An 18,456-nucleotide genomic window follows, 5' to 3' on the forward strand; every position below is an offset into this window, starting at 1 on the left:
CAACTATAGATGCCTGTATTCTTATTTATAGGCAGGTATGTAGATATTTATGGGTGCGAGTAATAACATAATTTCACCAATGCAATACCTGTCTAAGCCTTTAAAAGAACTATCTTGCAGTTTGAATGTAGACTAAAATCTCACATCTTTTTATTGCTAAAGTATAGGGCAAAACTTATCTGTTCACCCAAGTAGAGAGGGCAGAACAAGTTACCTCATACGAGCAAGAATATATCTAAAATACTATCATTTACGCGAAGAAGTATGAAAACAGAGAAACAGAAAATGTTGGCAGGCGAACCTTATTTTGCGGGTGATGCCGAATTGACTAAAGAGAGATACAAAGCACGGAAGCTTATTTTTACATATAACAATACCTCACCCGATGAAGAATTGTTGAGGGAAGAGATTTTATCTCAACTCTTTGGCAGGGTAGGAGAGTCTATCTTTATAGAGCCCACTTTCAGATGCGATTATGGATATAATATTCATGTGGGAGAAAATTTCTATGCAAATTTCGATTGCGTATTTCTCGATGTTTGTACAATCACCATTGGCGACAATTGCTTAATTGCTCCCGGTGTGCATATCTATACGGCTACTCATCCACTTGATACAGCCGAACGTATTGCTGCCCTAGAAATGGGAAAACCAGTATCAATAGGTAATAATGTATGGCTTGGTGGCAGATCAGTTATTAATCCGGGAGTTACCATTGGCGACAATGTTGTAGTTGCCTCAGGAGCGGTAGTCACAAAAGATGTACCTTCGAATGTATTGGTAGTGGGAAATCCTGCAAGGATTATAAAAGAGATATTGTAACAGTCTTATTGATTGGTTATGAATAGATTGTAATTTTATAAAGAGTGAAAATTGCTCCTTACTCTTTATGAGATTATAGAAACTCGCTTTCTTAAAAGTCTGATTTCTCGTCTTCTTCTTTTTGAATCCTTATTTTTTCACAGGTATAAGTGAGAGCTATGGTAGGATCTTCCTTTTCAAAATTTAAGCTTAAAAGAATAAAATTCTCCTCCTTAGTAACCCAGAAAAGAGCATTCTCTTCTTTAAGTGACATTGCTGAGCCATACTTTTCGGCTATACCTTTCGCTATTTCAGTAGCTACCGATGCCGCTTTCTCAGCAGGTACTGTTGTTTCGAAGAATCCCGAATATAATTGGTTTTTGTAAAATGTGAGAAGTCCCGAATCGAAATTGATACCGCCAAAAGAAATACCATTTAAATAAAAAGTATTTTCATCTTTTTCTATGCTGGTCGCTTTTATTTGGGCAGTCTCCACTTGTGCTTGCGTCATTCCATACTCTAGCCCCCAAAAACCTTCAGAAGATTGTGCATGTAAATGCATAAGACCAAAGAATAATACAAAAATAAGGGTGCAAAATCTAGACATAAATTAGTTAGTATTAAATTATTAATGTTGCAAAAATAGCAAAATGATTTGATTAAGGATTAGTCGTTGTGACTGATGTATTTAATGAGGGTTTTACTAGATACATTTCGCATAGAGCAGTGTAAGCATGCTTTCTTTTCTCTGGCTACTAAGAAATGCTCCCTTAAGATTTTTGATTTGCAATTATTTAAAATGGGACAACTTTCGTTTCGGTGATAAATATTAGGTATCAAACTACAAACATAAACCTTTGCTTCGCTGGTTTCATATATAGGTGGCTTTTGCTCCAATTGCACAGGACATTCTATTGACCAGATATTTATTTTTGCGTTTCTTGCATTTTCTTCCAATTTGCTGAGGTGTGCAGAGTTGTTATCGATACTTTTCCACGCAAGCCCTTCAATTAAAAGTGCTTCATTTATATTTACTCCATTTACATAGATAATGCCAAAAGTCTGTATGTCGGCATCAGTAGATATTATTTTGACTATTGCTTCAGACCCTTCGCACTTTCTTCGCGTAAATTCAAAAGCTTGTTCTCCATAAGGCATATCTATTCGAGGAGCTACAATACCATCCAGTATTATAGTTCTCTCTATGTTCTCTCTATCTTGAAAGATGACAACATCCGCATCAATAACCTCTACAATCCTTCCCTTTAAGTTTTGTGAATTAGCGGGTAAGGCTATTGTCAGTAATAGTAGCATTAGATATTTCATATAGGTTAAATATATTTTTACCAAAAGTAAACTATTTCTGCTTGATAAATAATTTTAGTGTTAATTGTTTGGGTGTAAATAAGCGATTATGTTGTTTATGCAACTGTTTTTTGTGAACTTTAAAGCTTCCAGTTTTGTCTTTTTATGATCAATATTTGGAATCTTATTTCAGCTTTTTCATTAGATATTTTTAATGGTTTTTCATTTATTTATTGCTTGATATTTTATTTGTTTTGTATATCAGTTGTTTATGATTTTAGGTTATTGTCGTTTCTACACTATTTAGTTAAAAAAGTGTTAGAATTAAAATATGTTAGAATTTTATTTTTTAGTTTGTCAACTTAACACTAACTTAGTTCTCGAATTTATAAAAATGTTAATTTTTTAATTCTAAGACCTATTTCTGCTTTGTATTGATATCATGAAAGTAGTTTCTGCTTTTTTACAATTCGGCATTGATAGATTATACAGTATTTAAAACATACTCTGTAATATCCAAAATTTATTATATAAGCTAATATGAAAATTTTAAAAAGTGCTTTCATTTTGAGTTTGTTTGCTCTGCCAATGTTTGGGCAAAACAAAGCACCAATCTATCTGGACGAAACAAAGCCGGTAGAACAACGAATAGAAGATGCTCTTTCGAGAATGACTTTGGAAGAGAAAGTAAAGATGTGTCATGCACAATCTAAATTCAGTTCACCGGGCGTACCTCGCTTGGGTATACCTGAATTGTGGCATGCTGATGGACCTCACGGTGTACGTGCTGAGGTGTTTTGGGACGAGTGGGATAATGCAGGTTGGACAAACGACTCATGTATTGCTTTTCCGGCATTGACAGCTCTGGCAGCTACTTGGAACCCGGAAATGGGCGCACTTTATGGTAAAGTAATAGGCGAAGAGGCTCGTTACAGAAAGAAAGATGTATTGTTGGGACCGGGTGTAAATATTTACAGAACACCACTTAATGGTCGTAACTTCGAGTACATGGGCGAAGATCCTTTCTTAACATCGCGTATGGCAGTTCCTTATATCAAAGGAGTACAATCTAACGGTGTTGCTGCTTGTGTGAAACACTTTGCATTAAACAATCAAGAGATAGCTCGTGGACATATCAACGTGAATGTAAGCGACAGAGCTTTGCACGAAATTTATCTGCCTGCATTTAAAGCAGCCGTTCAAGAAGCTGGTGTATGGTCTTTGATGGGAGCTTATAACCAATACAAAGGTCAACATTGTTGTCATAACGAATATCTGTTGAATGATATTCTAAAACGTGACTGGAAATTTGACGGTGCTGTAATTGCCGACTGGGGTGGTACTCATAATACTATTGAAGCTGCTAAAAACGGTTTGGATATAGAGATGGGAACTTGGACAGATGGTATGAGATGGAACAAAACAAATGCTTATGATGAGTATTATTTGGCTGTTCCTTTCCTTAATATGTTGAAATCAGGTGAGTTGAGCGAAGATTTGGTAAACGAAAAAGTACGCCGTATACTTCGTCTTATGTTCAGAACAAATATGAATCAACACAGACCTTGGGGTTCGTTTGGTACAGAAGAGCATATGCTTGCTGGACAAAAAATAGCTGAAGAAGGTATCGTATTGCTTCAAAACAATAGCAATGTATTACCTATCGACCTAAGCAAAACAAAGAAAATTGCTGTAATTGGCGAAAATGCTATCAAAGTAATGACAGTAGGAGGAGGAAGTTCTTCTCTTAAAGTTAGATATGAAATATCTCCATTGCAAGGTCTTAAAGATCGTGTAGGATCGGAGTCTGAAGTTGTTTATGCTCGTGGTTATGTAGGTGGAAAATCTACTCAACAAGATGGTCTAAGCACAGGACAAGATCTTACTGAAACACGCTCGGCTGCCGAACTGTTAGCTGAAGCTGTTAAAGTAGCAAAAGAAGCTGATTTCGTGGTATTCATCGGAGGTTTAAATAAAGATGACGGACAAGATTGCGAAGGTAACGACCGTGCTGATCTTGGATTACCTTACGATCAGGATAAATTGATCGGAGAATTGGTTAAAGCAAACAAAAACTTAGCAGTAGTATTAATCTCTGGTAATGCAGTTGCAATGCCTTGGGTAAATCAAGTACCAGCTATCGTTCAAGGATGGTATAATGGTAGTGCTGCCGGAAGAGCTTTGGCTTCGGTATTAGTTGGTGATGTGAATCCATCAGGAAAATTACCATTTACATTCCCAGTAGCATTGAAAGATAACAGCGCTCACGCTTTAGGAGAATATCCTGGCGATAATGTAAACGTAACATACAACGAAGGTATTTTTGTTGGATACCGTTGGGCTGATAAAGAAAAAATCAAACCATTGTTCAGCTTTGGACACGGATTGAGCTACACTAAATATCAATACGGAAAAGTATCTGTAGATAATAAAACAATGTCGGCAGATGGTACTGTAACAGTAACCGTTCCAGTGAAAAACGTAGGTAGCCGTAAAGGTGAAGAGGTTGTACAATTGTACATCAGCGATTTGAAATCGTCATTACCACGTCCAGTAAAAGAATTGAAAGGATTTAGCAAAATAGCTCTTAATCCAGGTGAAGAAAAAACTGTAAGCTTTGTAATTGATGCTGAGAAATTGAAATTCTATGACGATACACGTCAAGAATGGGTTGCTGAGCCAGGTACATTCGAAGCTATAATTGGAGCTTCTTCTACTGATATTCGCGGAAAAGCTGCATTCGATTTAAAATAAGGTTTAGAACCTTATCGAAGATATGTTTTAAAGAGATAATGAGTTTATTGTTATACTTGATAAAACAATAAAGGTCTTAGACCTTCAAATATTCATGGTGGGTTTAGGGTTGTGAACGTGAGTTTACAACCCTAAATATTTTTAGAGACTTTCGTTGTATTGTAAACAGACTAAAAAAAGTCTGTTCCTACTCTTGCGAGTAAGAACAGACAGGTGCAAATCATTATATAAGTAACAACAAATATTAATCTGTGTCTTTTAGGTCATAAGTTCTGAATCGTACTTGTGCTTATTAAAGCGATTAATTAAAGTATTTATTATTTCGTGAATAAAGCTTTTATAGCAAGCTCAATTCACTCTCTATATTCTTTCGGGCTTGCTTTTCGTACTTGTTATAGAAATGTTCAGTCTTGAAAATTCTATCCATAGCAAGAAAATGCTTTAGAATCTTTTTACGTCCCGCCTTGTATTCTGTATCAGTATAGATGAAAAACTCCTTACGTAGATTCTCCGAATATTCTGTATATACTTGAGTCGGTTTGCCCAATATCGCTAAATCAGCATCTATAAATAATTGAGTCGTTATATCATCTCCCGGATTATGTCCCTTTGTCGCTAAAATTTGAAGTACACATTGGGTTGTTTGATCTTTAGGAAAGCCTATTTCGTGCAACCGAAATTGAGCTTTGTCTGCACTCTGCGCCTCATTGTCGCTACGCAAAGCATTATACACAATATCGTGGTAAAAAACCGAGAACATAGCTGTATCCCAATGCGGAATACTGTCTTTTACATCCGATAATTCTCTTATTATAGCCTCTAAGTGATTAAGATTGTGGTAATAACGTCCGGCATCACAATAGTTGATAACTATCTCGTTCCATAGATGTTTGCTTATCGAATCGTCTGCCGTGTATTTTTTTACTAATTCGGTGAATATTGTTTTTAGCATAATGCAAGCCGATTTGGTCTTTTAAGTACAGTTAATATAAATCAGGGATGTAACCCCCTCATTCAGCGATTAAGTAACCCCTCGCTATAAAGCAATAAACAGGTCTGCGACCTTCCAAACATAAATATAGTAAAAAAATGTATATGAAGACTCCTTTAGATCCGATAATAATTAAGATATTTAAGGTTCCAGATCATTTGATGGCTTTGATTAGCGTAATCACTTGAGATAGTTTAGATGCTAAAAGATATCATCTAAGAGTAAACACTACTAATATTTAAAACTAAAAAAGAAATTATATGAACCCCAATGCAGGTAGGCATTTAGTTGCTTTATTATTGATGATCATTTTATTATTCATAGGTTTTGTATCTTGGTTTGTAATTGCACTTACTACCTCTTCAGCCTTGTTAGGTATATCTACACTTATCTTTTTTATTCTATTGATAATAGGTGTTATTCTCTGGAGTCTTAAGCGAGTGAAGATTAAATATCTTCTATTTGCTTTATTGGGAATATCTCTATCTTATGCTGCTGTTTTTGTGGGTTATGAAGTTCACCGAAGTTACATTGCTAATATTCCAACTATTAACGATGGCGAAGTAGATTTGAGAGAGTATCAACCTTTCAGGGAGGGAACAAAAGTTGTTCTTTTGAATGAAGAATCACTTCTAACTTTAACCACTCAAGATAGTCTACCCCGTATAGATGGGGCTACTGCCCTTTATCCGCTATACTCAGCATTTGTACGCGCTACTTATCCCCAAAAAGAATACAATCTCTATAATAGTGAAGTAAATGGAGGTACAACTCCCGAAGCATTCCGCAGGCTCATAGAGGGCGAGGTCGATATTATATTTTGTGCAGCACCTTCTAAGAAGCAAATAGAAGAAGCTAAAGAAATGGGTAAAACATTTAATTTAACTCCTATTGGTAGAGAAGCTTTTGTGTTTTTTGTAAACAAAGAAAATCCAGTACGAGATATAACTTCCGATCAGATAAGGCAAATTTATTCAGGTAAAATAACTAATTGGTGTGATGCTGGTGGAAAGAACGAGGCTGTAAAAGCTTTCCAGCGTCCCGAAGGTAGCGGAAGCCAATCGATGCTTGAACGTATAATGGGAGATACTCCATTAATGAAACCTCTGCAAAATGATAGGGTAGGAGGCATGGGGGGAATAATCGATAGAACTGCCCAATACAAGAATTTCAGCAATGCTATTGGTTATACCTTCTTGTTTTTTGCGACAGGGATGGTGAAGAATGAGCAAATAGCACTTCTGAAAGTAGACGGTGTTTATCCCGATCGTAATACAATTGCAAATAATACCTATCCTTTTGTAGGAGATTTTTATGCCATAACTACCGATACTAAAAATGAAAATGTAGCGAGATTTATCGAATGGATACTTTCTCCACAAGGACAATATCTGGTTGAAAAAACAGGATATACACCGATAAATAATAAATAAATAAAAAGGCTCAAGTGTTACACTTGAGCCTTTTTATTTATATCGAAACGATTTATTGATCAATTTCCTTGTAAAGCCTCATCCATTGCTGCGGCAGCTTTGCGACCGTCACCCATGGCTAGGATAACTGTTGCTCCACCACGTACAATATCGCCACCTGCATAAACGTCCGAAAGATGAGTTTGCATAGTGTCTTGATTGATAACTACTGTTCCCCATTTGGTAACTTCCAAACCTGAGAACGAAGATGGGATAAGTGGGTTAGGAGAAACTCCAACGCTCACAATAACCTCATCAACCTCAACCCATTCTGTTGCATCTTTGATAGGCACAGGTTTGCGACGTCCCGATGGGTCAGGCTCTCCCAGTTCCATCTTTTGAAGAAGCATGCGTTGTACACGTCCCTTATCGTCACCTTCGTAACAAATAGGGTTGTGAAGCGTAAGGAATTCTATACCTTCTTCTTTGGCATGTTTCACTTCTTCGAGACGAGCAGGCATTTCTTCATCCGAACGGCGATATACTACCATAGCACGTTCAGCACCCAATCGGCGAGCGGTACGTACTGCATCCATAGCTGTATTGCCAGCACCGATGATAGCTACCTTTTTACCCATTTGCACGGGGGTATCGCTTTCGGGATTCGAAGCATCCATTAAGTTTACACGTGTAAGAAATTCGTTGGCAGACATTACTCCGATGAGATTCTCTCCGGGGATGTCCATAAAGTTGGGTAATCCTGCACCACTAGCTACAAATATACCTTTGAAGCCATCCTTGCGAAGGTCTTCGTGACTGATGGTTTTTCCAACAATGCAGTTCTTGATGAACTTAACACCTATTTTGCGTAATAAGTCTATTTCTACATCAACTATTTCGTTGGGTAGACGAAACTCTGGGATACCATATTTCAATACACCGCCTATTTCGTGTAATGCTTCAAATACAGTTGTATCGTATCCTCTTTTCGCCATGTCTCCGGCAAAGGATAGGCCTGCGGGACCCGATCCTACTACGGCTATTTTAGTACCGTTGCATACAGGCATTTCGGGTGTAGATACTATTCCGTTCAAGCGTTCGTAGTCAGCAGCAAATCTTTCGAGATAACCGATTCCTACTGCTTCTTTTCCCATTTTCTGAACATAGATACATTGTGCCTCGCATTGTTTTTCCTGAGGGCAAACACGTCCGCATACGGCAGGTAATGCACTTGTTTCTTTTAGAGTTTTGGCAGCTTCTACAAATTCGCCTCTCTCTATATTCTTTATGAATGTGGGTATATTTATTTCAACAGGGCATCCTGTAACACAAGTAGGATTGGCACAATCGAGGCAGCGTCCTGCTTCAAATATGGCTTGCTCTTGCGAAAGACCCTGATTTACTTCTTCTTTTAGTTTGTGGCTGCGGTATTCTGCATCCAGTTCGGGCATGTGAACACGAGGACGGTCGGCACGTTCTTTTGCTTTTACGCTTTTGCGTAACTCGCTGCGCCATGGCTCTCCCCATTTTTGTTTGATATATTCTTGACGTGTCATCTTCGTTTTGATCGTTTTTTGGTTAGCAAAAGTCTTATACCTTTTATTCTTTTGGGTAGGGATAGTCTGCCCCTACAAGTATGGTTGTTTAATTATATGCTTTTAGTCTCATCAACATTTCGTCGAAGTCAACTTTATGAGCATCAAATTCGGGACCGTCGACACATACAAAACGTGTTTTGCCATCTACCGAAATACGACATGCACCGCACATTCCTGTTCCGTCTACCATAATTGTATTTAATGATGCCATAGTAGGTACATTGTATTTTTGGGTAAGTAACGATACAAACTTCATCATTATCGCAGGTCCTATGGTTACACACATATCTACCTTTTCGCGATTGATAACAGATTCTACGCCATTGGTAACCAATCCTTTTTGTCCGTATGAACCGTCGTCAGTCATAACTATCACCTCATCCGAATATTCGGCTACTTGTTCTTCGAGAATTACGAGGTCTTTGGTACGGGCAGCTAGAACCGATATTACACGATTTCCCGCCTTTTTCATGGCTTCGATAATAGGTAACATGGGTGCGATACCGACTCCTCCTCCGGCACAGATAACTGTTCCGAAATTTTCGATATGGGTAGCTCTGCCCAATGGACCTACAAGATCGGTGATGTAATCGCCCTCCTGTAGATTACAGATTTTTTCACTTGATGCTCCTACATTCTGAATGACGAGCGAAATAGTTCCTTTTTCAGTATCAGATTTAGCAATAGTTAGTGGAATACGTTCGCCTTTTTCGCCAACTTTTACCATTACAAAGTGTCCAGCTTTGCGGCTGCGTGCGATAAGTGGAGCTTCTACTACAAACTCTACTACTTGGGGTGAGAAGTATTCTTTACGTACGATTCTATTCATAAGTTATTAGTTTGAATGCAAATATACTAAAATGATAGATATGTATATAGATTTTATCTAATATTGATAGATGAATTGTTTAACTTTTACTAAAAGTCATTGTTATACCGCCTTTAGTGATATTATTTAACACTATAAAAAGGCTTTTTAATGATTTGAAATTAACCTATCAAGCTATAAATAGGGCTAAAATAGCAAACAAAGCTAGTGTTATCATAATTAATATAATATCTATCAAAAGTATAATTGTAGCTTTTGTATGGGCAACCAGCCATTTTTCTTCATAGAAGCGGAGATGTGCTTTAAAGAAATAGAATATTGTATAGCAAAGTATAGCACTTGATATTATTGTAGATACACTCGTATGTAGATTGAGCCAGTCTAAAGCAGTCTCTATGATATTAAGTATTGTAATAATCAGAAGTAAAAAGGAGAAATAGTGTAGAGTGAAAATACCACTGTCGAAGTACAGAAACTTCTTTTTATTATGAAATAGCCACAACCAAAATGCAAAGAGGGGCATATATATAAATAATACTTTAGGCAAATTGTGCAGAATAAATTCGTTGATTCTATTTTGTTTATCTGGGTTTTTACTTTCGTTAGCTTTTAGTGCAAGTTTTACAGTATAATATTCTGTAAGGGGTATCTTGTTTATTTTTACGATAGAATCTAATTGAGTATTGTTATAGACGGGATAATTAGCTATTCTGCCAGTACCTCTTTCTGTGCTGGATATTGTGAATCCCGAATGATCCAAATCTATATCAAAGTCCATATCTACAGTCAAGTGCTGCTTGTTGTCGGGGTTTTCGGGTAGGATATTGGGTATAAAGAATGCGATGAAGCTGATGAATATATATAGCTTTATAGGGTCAACATACGATTTGCGTTTTCCTGCCATATATTCTTTAGATAGGGTGGCTGGCGAAAAGAGTAAAAGTTTGGTGGTAGACCAAAGAGAGCTGTCGTAATGAAACAAGTCTGAGGCAAAATGCTTGAGCAGATAGATAAACGAATGTCTAACTTCGGTATTCTCTTGTCCACAATGCGAACAGAACTGTTCTCCTACAAATCTACCGCAATTCTGGCAGGTTTTATCTTCTCTTATTTTATGTTTACTCATTGGCTGTTGGAGTAGTTAAAGATATTTAGTAAATATAAACAGGTTCTATTTTATATTCGAGATCAAAGATATATAAATGAGATGAATTTAGTTCTAAAAAGGGCTTTCTACGATCAGAAAGATTTTTAGAGGGAAGTATTTTTGATATAATAGTATAAAAAGCCTCTATTATGTTCTTAAGCTTCAATAAAAAGCTGTTATGCTCACCTTATTTTCTTACTTTTGCCGATTATCTATTTTTAAATACCACGAGAGCACATGTTTGAACGTTTATTCAAGAAAAAAGACATTAATGCAATTCTGCGGGAGGCAGAGGGTAAAAACGATGGATTGAGACGAAATCTATCAGCAGCAAATCTGGTAACATTGGGTATCGGAGCCATTGTAGGCACCGGTATATTTGTTATAACAGGAACGGCTGCCGCCAATTATGCAGGACCTGCTTTAACCATATCATTTCTGATCTCGGCACTTTGCTGTGTATTGGCAGGCTTATGCTATGCCGAATTTGCAGCTATGATACCCGTTGCAGGAAGTGTTTACTCGTATAGTTATAGTACTATGGGCGAGTTTTTAGCATGGTTTATCGGTTGGATTCTTATTCTTGAATATTTGTTTGCCTGTTCGAGTGTTGCCGTAGGATGGTCGGGTTATATGATGAGCCTCTGCGAAGGGTGGGGTATACATGTACCGTGGCATCTGGCATATGCTACCTTTGATCATACTTCCGAAGGATGGATAATGACGGGTAGCCTTTTTAATTTCCCTGCTGTATTTATAGTTGCCATCATAACCTCTTTGTTACTTGGTGGAATCAAACAATCGGCTCTTATCAATAATGTAATCGTAGTAATTAAAGTAGGTGTAATCCTTTTATTCATTGGGTTTGGTCTATCTCATATCGATCTTGGTAACTGGAGTCCTTATATTCCAGAGAATACGGGCGAATTTGGAAGCTTCGGCTGGAGTGGTATTCTCCGTGGGGCTGGCGTGGTTTTTTATGCTTATCTCGGCTTTGATGCCTTGTCTACGGCTGCTCAGGAAGCTAAGAATCCTCAAAAAGATATGCCTAAAGGAATACTTATTTCGTTACTCGTATGTGCAGTTCTGTATATCGGGGTAACGGCTGTTTTAACAGGTATTGTTAATTATAAAGAATTAGATGTTGCTGCTCCTATTGCTTTGGCTATCGACCGTACGGGTGAAAGTTTGGCGTGGTTGAGCCCGTTTGTAAAATTGGGTGCTATTGCGGGTTTAAGCTCCGTTATATTGGTTATGATGTTAGGGCAGTCTCGTATTTATTATGCTATATCGAAAGACGGGTTATTGCCTAAGTTCTTTTCGAAAGTTAACCTTAAACATGGCACACCTCAAAATGCAACTATATTTGCGAGTATTGTTACGGGGCTGTTTGCGGGTTTGTTTCCGTTGAATGTTCTGAGCGAATTGGTATCAATAGGTACTCTAATGGCATTTATGGTGGTGTGTATTTCTATTGTTGTATTGAGAAAAACTCAACCTGACCTGAAACGACCTTTCAGAACTCCATTTGTTCCCTTTGTACCCCTTTTGGGTGCTGCTATTTGTTTGATGCAGATGATTGCTCTACCTTTCAGTACATGGGTCAGGCTAATTATATGGACTTTGGTGGGTTTTGTAATCTACTTTGGTTACGGTATCAAACATAGCAAACTGAACAAGAAATAACTTTAAGAAACTAATATAAACTAAACAATTTTATCTACACTTATTATGAGTAAAAGTATATCGGGTCGTGTTGACGTGGTCGATTCTCTGCGTGGCTTTGCCATCTTTGGTATTTTATTGGTGCATTGCCTGGAGCATTATAATTTCTTTGTTTTTCCATCAGTTGATAATAACTTATTAAAGTTGTCGGATACTATTTTGGCGAGTTCGGTATCTTTTATTTATTCGGGCAAAGCATACGCCATATTTGCCTTGTTATTTGGCTTTAGCTTCTTTATACAAGACGATAACCAGACGAAGAGAGGAAACGATTTTCGCTCCCGTTTTTTATGGCGTTTAGTATTACTGGCCATGTGTGGCTTTATCAACTGTATGTTTTATACGGGCGATGTGTTGGTGTTGTTTTCTATTGTCGGCTTATTGCTGGCTGCTACTGCCCGCCTCTCTAATAAAATAGTATTTGGTATAGCTGTTGTTTTATTGTTGCAGCCTATGGAATGGATTGGTATTATTTGTGCGAATATAGATCCTGAATTTACGTTGAGTAAGAAGATGTTCGACGTGTATTATGAGCAAACCGAGCCTGTACTTACCGATGGAAACTTATTGGAAACAATGGTTATGGGTATAAAATCGGGATTCTTATTTAGCTTCCTGTGGTGGTTTGAAGAAGGGCGTATCTTTCAGGTTGGAGCATTATTCCTGTTCGGAATGCTTATCGGGCGTTGTCGCTTATTCTTAAATGAGCCTAAAAATATAAAGTTCTGGCGATATGCACTTATCATAGGTATTGTGTGTTATTTTCCATTGAAGGGCTTATCTGAAATATTACCCAAATTTATAGAGAGTAAAGCTATCATTCATCTATTGGGGGTGATTTTGAGTTGTTATACAAACTTCGCTTTCCTATGTTTTCTGGTTGGTCTGTTTGTTTTGTCCTATTATAAAACGAGTGTACACAAGTTGCAGGCTAAATTTGCTCCTTACGGATGGATGAGTCTTTCTATGTATATCAGTCAATCTATATTGGGAGGCTTTGTATTTTACAGTTGGGGGTTGGGAGCTTCGCATCTTTTATCGCCAACCGCTTCTATTGGTGTTGGGTTAGTCATTTTTGCCATTCAATATACATTCGCTTGCTGGTGGCTAAAATCTCACAAACAAGGGCCATTGGAATATGTTTGGAAGAAACTCACATGGATTGGTGCTAAACGCAGCTAAAATAAAACCTATAATAACCTTTTACTAATACTATGATGAATACTGAAACTTCGGGACGTGTCGATCTGGTTGATTCCCTCAGAGGGTTTGCCATTTTAGGCATTTTGCTTATGCATAGCATCGAGCATTTTAATTTGTATTTATATCCTACTATCGAAAACGAATGGTTGGTTTTGTCGGACACTATATTAAATAGCTCGTTGAGGTTTGCCCTTTCGGGTAAAGTTTATACAATATTTTCGTTGTTGTTTGGTTTCAGCTTTTTTATTCAAGATAACAATCAGTTGAAAAAGGGATACGATTTTCGTCCTCGCTTTCTGTGGCGTCTTGTGTTATTGGCCATATGGGGTTTTATCAATGTGATGTTTTATACGGGCGATGTGTTAGTGTTGTTTGCCTTTGTAGGACTTCTGTTATTGGCTACTGCTAGGCTATCTAATAAGGTGGTGTTGTGCATTGCTGTGGTATTGTTATTACAACCTGTTGAATGGGTAAAGATCATATATACACTCCTGAATCCCGATTTTGTATGGGGCGATTCTATCAGTTGGCAATATTATTTAGAGACTGCACCTGTACTAAAGGATGGTAATTTGTGGGAGACCATGAAGATGGGGTTAACGTCGGGCATCGGCTTTGGTTTCGGTTGGTGGATTGAGGATGGACGTGTATTTCAGATAGCAGGACTTTTTCTTATAGGTATGCTAATGGGGCGTCGTGGTATATTTTTAGATACATCTCAGAATATCAGGTTTTGGAAACGGACTTTGGTTATAGGTGTGCTTTGTTATTTTCCTTTGGCAGGACTTCATACTATTTTGATGGGCTTCATCGAGAATAAAAATATACATCACTTTGCAGATATAATATTGACTTGCTACTCGTGTTTTGCCTTTTTTACTTTCCTTACCTCTTTGTTTGTACTGGCTTATTATAGAACCAATTTTCATAATTTGTTGACTAAATTGGCTCCTTATGGTAAGATGAGTTTAACCATTTATCTCAGTCAGTCTATATTAGGCGGCTTTGCCTTTCACAATTGGGGCTTAGGTTTGTATACGCTATCTACCACAGCTGCGGTAGGGATTGGGTTGCTTATTTTTGCCATTCAATACACGTTTGCTTGTTGGTGGTTAAAATCGCATAAGCAAGGACCTCTTGAGTACGTGTGGGGTAAACTAATGTGGATTGGATCGAAACGTTAAAATGGACGTGAAAATCTGCATAAAATGCCTTTATGTGTCTTTTTTTGTCTCTATTTAATGAAAAAAGAGCGAAAGAAGTTAAAAAAGTATTACTAACTGTAAATAAAAAAGTATCTTTGGTGGCTAAATTTATGACAACTAACATCTTTAACAAAAGCTCAAATCATTTAAAATGGTAAGTAAATCAAAATTCTTTTTGATCGGCATTCTTATTGCCGTTTCTTTCTCTTCGTGCTATACTACTAAGATTACAGTAGGTGATCTTTCTCCAAGACAACCAATGGTTAAAATCAATTCGGAATGGAATCACCATATACTATGGGGACTTGTACCACTAGGAAATGCTAGTATGAGAGGTGATGATTATGTGGGTGATAGAACTAGGTATATGATTAAAACAAACCAATCTTTTGTGAATGGGCTTGTTAGCTCGTTAACTTTTGGAATTTATACTCCTACAACAACATCTTATTACATACCTATTGACGAATATGGCTACGATTATCGTGATCAAAGACCATCACAAAACCGTAGTTCTTACGAACGAGTAAGAAATGAAGAGCCTGTAAGAGGTAGTGAACAAGGACGTTATCTTGTAGAAGAGCCTGCTCCTGTACAAAGAGTTAACAGACAACAAGATACTCGTAATGACGAATATGCTCCTGCTCAACCTGTACAAAGAAATTCTCAATACAGCAAACCAGCAACAGCTCCACGTGAGTATCCAACGGAAGCTCCTGTGAGACAAGTTCAACCACAAGTACAAAAACAATACGAAGCTGCTGCTCCGGTAACTCCTGCAAGAGAAGTAAAACAAGCTCAGTCGGATTCGTACAAAGCAACTGTTTATTATAAAAATGGTGCAAGAATGGATGGTATAGTAACTCATCCTGCTGGTGATGAAAATAAAATAGAGCTTAAATTACCTAGCGGATTAGTAATCGAAAGCAAGGTAAGTGAAGTAGAAAAAATAGTGAAGAGATAATACTTCACTTCATCCATATAAAAAAGTGTCCGAATATTTCTATTCGGGCACTTTTTATTTTTATGATTAAGCTTCTGTTTGTCAGAAATATAATCTGTATTTTTTTTCTTTTTTTTGATTGAAAAATAAGAGTCAGAAAGATAATTTCGTATGTTTACAATGTATAGAAAGCAGGACGAGGTGCTTGTTTTAAGATTCATAAAATTGATTTAAGAATGGCTATTGTAACAATTGAACCTTGGGACGAACTTAAGCATGTGATAAGGCAATTTTGGTATACTAGTTTACAAAGTCCGAGTCATAGTTCTGATACGTTCAGAATTTTGTCAGACGGAGCACCGGGTATTATTTTTCAACATTGCAACGGTCGCTCATCTGTTTTGAGTGCAGGCGGCTTTCCCTTACCCATATCGTTTGTTTATGGGCAGAGTACAAGTCCATGTATAAATCAGATTGCGGACGATTCTTTTATTTTTGGAGTCAATTTTCAGCCTACTGCTTTTAAAAGTCTGTTTTCGATAGATACATCAGAGCTTACCGATTCTATTCTTGATGCGGAATATTTTTTTCCTCGACAATTCGAAGATCAATTACTCAATACTCCTGATCCAAAAGATGTTATTCAGTTATTTAGCGAACGTCTGTTTCAACAAATTGTGAAATATAAGCAGGATAAGGTTATTGACACAAGCATTAGTTTGATAATGCAAAAGACAACGGAAATTGACTCAGAGGTTTTATCTTCTTATTTTAATATTTCGAGAAGACAATTTCAGCGGAGATTCAAAGAGTATGCAGGAGTGAGTCCTGAGAATTATATACGAATTATTAAATTCCAGAAATCTATTCATTTACTGCAAAATAAGCAGTACGATAAGTTGAGTGATATTGGTTACAGGCTTAATTATGCCGATCAATCTCATTTCAGCAGGGAGTTTAAACTCTTTTCGGGCTATAGCCCGAAAGAGTTTTTGAAGTCGATTACTACATCACAACCATTTCTTCAAAAGAGCAACTGTTCATTGATGCCCTTGCGTATAGTGAAGGACTGATTGCAAATGTCGTCACAGTTCTATTTTAAATACTTCTATTAGTTTTACTTTGTTCCGTAAATAATATTAATTTAATATGGTAAAAATACATCACCTAAACTGTGTCGAAATTCAGTCACCTGTGGGTAGAGCTATTGGACATTGCTTGCTGTTGGAAACCGAAAACAGACTTATTCTTATTGATGCAGGTGTTGGACTTATAGACACGCAACAACCCAATGAAAGAATTGGAAATGAGTTAATAGATATGGTAGGTTTTCGCTTCAATGAAGAGTGGACTGCTATAAGGCAAATTGAAGGTCTGGGACTAAATCCGAAAAGTGTAACAGATTGTATTGTTTCTCATTTGGATAATGATCATATTGGAGGACTGGCTGATTTTCCCAATGCTACAATCCATGTCGGAATTGAAGAGTACGATAATTATCAATCGGGTAATCCAAGGTATTTGAAAACTCCTTTATCTCACAATCCACAAATTGAAACATATAAACAATCAGATGACAACTGGTCTGGTTTCGAAGCCAGACGAATTGATCTGCGATTGGATATGGATATCTTTCTTATTCCGCTATTCGGACATACTTATGGACATTGTGGTGTTGCAATAAAGTACATGAATAAATGGTTGTTCTATGTAGGTGACGCCTATTATCTTAGGGTTGAGTTGGAAGATACTGTTCATCCTGTAAACGAATTAGCAAAAATGAGAGCCGATGACAATGAGCTACGAATCGAAACTCTAAATAGAATAAGAAAGTTGGTAACCGAACATCCCGAAATTGATGTGTTTGGTTATCATGATATTGAAGAGTATAATAAATTTAAGGGATACGGAAATAGAGAGGTTTAATTTCCGACTCTCTATTTTGTATCCTCTATAACTTCTTTAGGACTAATAGTATAGTGTAAGTATTCTTTTGTTTATGCAGCTTGGTTATCCTTGTTCTTTTTAGCAATAAAACGAGTGATTGCGGAGTAGTTGGTAATAAGAAAAGCCCCCAAACAAAGTTCAATAATGTTGGTATATAACCTAGTGTTATCGGATTCTTCGAAAACGGGAAAAATAGACTGCCCTTCTGATACCGAACCATAAATTTTTTGACCGATTTCGACAAGAAATGGAGCAAAACTGTGAAGTATAAACATACCTCCAATGATAAGAACAACAACGTTGATTAGTTTCTCTGATTTTAATTGATCTAACTTTATTTGGTCATCATCAAAACCTTTGTCGAGTTTAAAGAAATTGATAATACTATCCGGATAAAAAACAAGCCAAGACGAAAAGGCAAAGGTAAGAGTAAGTACGAGTGCCATATATAGAATCATTTCCCAGCTATCAAGCTCACGAAACATTAAAATCTGTCCAATAAAAAGAGGCAGAGAATTGAGGAGTACTAGGATTCCCATCAATTTGAGAAGCAGTCTTATAAGGTCTTTTTTAGTCATAGTAGTTAGTTGCTTTTA

16 protein-coding genes are annotated in these 18,456 nt (G+C 37.0%); 9 read left to right on the top strand and 7 right to left on the bottom strand.

Annotation, left to right across the window (positions count from 1 at the left end):
* Window positions 1-264 precede the first annotated feature (264 nt).
* The gene (locus IR022_RS01490) at window positions 265-822 is read left to right on the top strand and encodes a maltose acetyltransferase domain-containing protein (RefSeq protein ID WP_194202348.1); all 558 of its coding nucleotides are present in this window, start codon (window positions 265-267) and stop codon (window positions 820-822) included.
* Window positions 823-913: 91 nt separating this feature from the next.
* On the opposite strand, the gene IR022_RS01495 is transcribed toward IR022_RS01490, so the two are convergent.
* Window positions 914-1,408, bottom strand: coding sequence for a hypothetical protein (locus IR022_RS01495; protein WP_194202349.1), 495 nt, complete (start codon window positions 1,406-1,408; stop codon window positions 914-916).
* 59 nt (window positions 1,409-1,467) lie between these two features.
* Entirely contained in the window at window positions 1,468-2,127 is a 660-nt protein-coding gene (locus IR022_RS01500; protein ID WP_194202350.1) for a thermonuclease family protein, read from the bottom strand.
* A gap of 519 nt (window positions 2,128-2,646) precedes the next feature.
* Between IR022_RS01500 and IR022_RS01505 the strand changes: the two genes are divergently transcribed.
* Window positions 2,647-4,860, top strand: a complete 2,214-nt coding sequence (locus IR022_RS01505; RefSeq protein WP_194202351.1) for a glycoside hydrolase family 3 C-terminal domain-containing protein — start codon at window positions 2,647-2,649, stop codon at window positions 4,858-4,860.
* A gap of 337 nt (window positions 4,861-5,197) precedes the next feature.
* Here IR022_RS01505 and IR022_RS01510 read toward each other — a convergent pair whose 3' ends face one another.
* Window positions 5,198-5,812, bottom strand: coding sequence for a hypothetical protein (locus tag IR022_RS01510; protein ID WP_194202352.1), 615 nt, complete (start codon window positions 5,810-5,812; stop codon window positions 5,198-5,200).
* A 299-nt stretch (window positions 5,813-6,111) separates the two neighbouring features.
* On the opposite strand from IR022_RS01510, the gene IR022_RS01515 reads away from it, so the two are divergent.
* The gene (locus IR022_RS01515; RefSeq protein WP_194202353.1) at window positions 6,112-7,284 is read left to right on the top strand and encodes a PstS family phosphate ABC transporter substrate-binding protein; all 1,173 of its coding nucleotides are present in this window, start codon (window positions 6,112-6,114) and stop codon (window positions 7,282-7,284) included.
* 59 nt (window positions 7,285-7,343) lie between these two features.
* On the opposite strand, the gene gltA is transcribed toward IR022_RS01515, so the two are convergent.
* The 3 genes from gltA to IR022_RS01530 form a co-directional block, all read right to left on the bottom strand.
* Window positions 7,344-8,819, bottom strand: coding sequence for an NADPH-dependent glutamate synthase (gene gltA, locus IR022_RS01520; protein ID WP_194202354.1), 1,476 nt, complete (start codon window positions 8,817-8,819; stop codon window positions 7,344-7,346).
* Between the two features lie 88 nt (window positions 8,820-8,907).
* Window positions 8,908-9,690, bottom strand: coding sequence for a sulfide/dihydroorotate dehydrogenase-like FAD/NAD-binding protein (locus tag IR022_RS01525; protein WP_050711456.1), 783 nt, complete (start codon window positions 9,688-9,690; stop codon window positions 8,908-8,910).
* Window positions 9,691-9,859: 169 nt separating this feature from the next.
* Window positions 9,860-10,816: a DUF3667 domain-containing protein gene (locus IR022_RS01530; RefSeq protein ID WP_050711338.1), complete on the bottom strand. Its 957-nt coding sequence runs from the start codon at window positions 10,814-10,816 to the stop codon at window positions 9,860-9,862.
* 258 nt (window positions 10,817-11,074) lie between these two features.
* On the opposite strand from IR022_RS01530, the gene IR022_RS01535 reads away from it, so the two are divergent.
* The 6 genes from IR022_RS01535 to IR022_RS01560 all read left to right on the top strand — a co-directional run bounded on the left by IR022_RS01535 (window position 11,075) and on the right by IR022_RS01560 (window position 17,839).
* Entirely contained in the window at window positions 11,075-12,523 is a 1,449-nt protein-coding gene (locus IR022_RS01535; RefSeq protein ID WP_050711339.1) for an amino acid permease, read from the top strand.
* A 45-nt stretch (window positions 12,524-12,568) separates the two neighbouring features.
* A complete protein-coding gene (locus IR022_RS01540) occupies window positions 12,569-13,744 on the top strand; it encodes a DUF418 domain-containing protein (protein ID WP_194202355.1) in 1,176 nt (391 codons plus the stop codon).
* Window positions 13,745-13,776: 32 nt separating this feature from the next.
* Complete coding sequence (locus IR022_RS01545) at window positions 13,777-14,949, top strand: DUF418 domain-containing protein (RefSeq protein WP_194202356.1); 1,173 nt, start codon at window positions 13,777-13,779, stop codon at window positions 14,947-14,949.
* 172 nt (window positions 14,950-15,121) lie between these two features.
* Window positions 15,122-15,934, top strand: a complete 813-nt coding sequence (locus IR022_RS01550) for a Bor/Iss family lipoprotein (RefSeq protein WP_050711342.1) — start codon at window positions 15,122-15,124, stop codon at window positions 15,932-15,934.
* A 215-nt stretch (window positions 15,935-16,149) separates the two neighbouring features.
* A complete protein-coding gene (locus IR022_RS01555; RefSeq protein ID WP_194202357.1) occupies window positions 16,150-16,986 on the top strand; it encodes a helix-turn-helix domain-containing protein in 837 nt (278 codons plus the stop codon).
* Between the two features lie 76 nt (window positions 16,987-17,062).
* Window positions 17,063-17,839, top strand: a complete 777-nt coding sequence (locus IR022_RS01560; RefSeq protein ID WP_194202358.1) for an MBL fold metallo-hydrolase — start codon at window positions 17,063-17,065, stop codon at window positions 17,837-17,839.
* A gap of 71 nt (window positions 17,840-17,910) precedes the next feature.
* On the opposite strand, the gene IR022_RS01565 is transcribed toward IR022_RS01560, so the two are convergent.
* Window positions 17,911-18,438, bottom strand: coding sequence for a hypothetical protein (locus tag IR022_RS01565; protein ID WP_194202359.1), 528 nt, complete (start codon window positions 18,436-18,438; stop codon window positions 17,911-17,913).
* Window positions 18,439-18,456 lie beyond the last annotated feature (18 nt).

The sequence above is a fragment of the Dysgonomonas sp. GY617 genome (assembly GCF_015233815.1).
Classification (GTDB): domain Bacteria; phylum Bacteroidota; class Bacteroidia; order Bacteroidales; family Dysgonomonadaceae; genus Dysgonomonas_A.

Coding starts and splice junctions, on each gene's coding strand:
- IR022_RS01490 (WP_194202348.1), top strand. CDS start 265: ATGAAAACAGAGAAACAGAAAATGTTGGCAGGCGAACCTTATTTTGCG.
- IR022_RS01495 (WP_194202349.1), bottom strand. CDS start 1,408: ATGTCTAGATTTTGCACCCTTATTTTTGTATTATTCTTTGGTCTTATG.
- IR022_RS01500 (WP_194202350.1), bottom strand. CDS start 2,127: ATGAAATATCTAATGCTACTATTACTGACAATAGCCTTACCCGCTAAT.
- IR022_RS01505 (WP_194202351.1), top strand. CDS start 2,647: ATGAAAATTTTAAAAAGTGCTTTCATTTTGAGTTTGTTTGCTCTGCCA.
- IR022_RS01510 (WP_194202352.1), bottom strand. CDS start 5,812: ATGCTAAAAACAATATTCACCGAATTAGTAAAAAAATACACGGCAGAC.
- IR022_RS01515 (WP_194202353.1), top strand. CDS start 6,112: ATGAACCCCAATGCAGGTAGGCATTTAGTTGCTTTATTATTGATGATC.
- gltA (WP_194202354.1), bottom strand. CDS start 8,819: ATGACACGTCAAGAATATATCAAACAAAAATGGGGAGAGCCATGGCGC.
- IR022_RS01525 (WP_050711456.1), bottom strand. CDS start 9,690: ATGAATAGAATCGTACGTAAAGAATACTTCTCACCCCAAGTAGTAGAG.
- IR022_RS01530 (WP_050711338.1), bottom strand. CDS start 10,816: ATGAGTAAACATAAAATAAGAGAAGATAAAACCTGCCAGAATTGCGGT.
- IR022_RS01535 (WP_050711339.1), top strand. CDS start 11,075: ATGTTTGAACGTTTATTCAAGAAAAAAGACATTAATGCAATTCTGCGG.
- IR022_RS01540 (WP_194202355.1), top strand. CDS start 12,569: ATGAGTAAAAGTATATCGGGTCGTGTTGACGTGGTCGATTCTCTGCGT.
- IR022_RS01545 (WP_194202356.1), top strand. CDS start 13,777: ATGATGAATACTGAAACTTCGGGACGTGTCGATCTGGTTGATTCCCTC.
- IR022_RS01550 (WP_050711342.1), top strand. CDS start 15,122: ATGGTAAGTAAATCAAAATTCTTTTTGATCGGCATTCTTATTGCCGTT.
- IR022_RS01555 (WP_194202357.1), top strand. CDS start 16,150: ATGGCTATTGTAACAATTGAACCTTGGGACGAACTTAAGCATGTGATA.
- IR022_RS01560 (WP_194202358.1), top strand. CDS start 17,063: ATGGTAAAAATACATCACCTAAACTGTGTCGAAATTCAGTCACCTGTG.
- IR022_RS01565 (WP_194202359.1), bottom strand. CDS start 18,438: ATGACTAAAAAAGACCTTATAAGACTGCTTCTCAAATTGATGGGAATC.